At 53.9% G+C, this 269-nt stretch carries 1 protein-coding gene; it reads right to left on the reverse strand.

What is annotated here, in order from left to right:
* Positions 1 to 249: YidC/Oxa1 family membrane protein insertase (locus tag FVA95_RS29845; RefSeq protein WP_240051812.1), on the reverse strand; the 249-nt coding region annotated here is incomplete at its 3' end.
* Between the last annotated feature and the right edge of the window lie 20 nt (positions 250 to 269).

Here is a 269-nt window from a genome sequence, read left to right on the forward strand (position 1 = left end):
GATGTAGGCCGGGGTATTTGGTGTCGGGTTGTTACGGATAAGGATTTCCTGCTGGCCTAGCGTCCATAGGTTCGAGGTACACCAGTAGAGCATGACGCCGATCGGGAAGCTCACACCACTGAACAGGTACATCAGTGGGAAGAGGTAGATCATCATCTTTTGCTGCTGGGCCATGGGGCCGGTTAGCGATTCCGGAGGCATGTTCTTCCGCATCAGCTGAAGCTGGGTGTAGAACAGCGTCGCGACCATGATGATGATGAGAACAAGAG

The organism is Pseudonocardia sp. EV170527-09 (assembly GCF_008369905.1).
Classification (GTDB): Bacteria; Actinomycetota; Actinomycetes; order Mycobacteriales; family Pseudonocardiaceae; genus Pseudonocardia.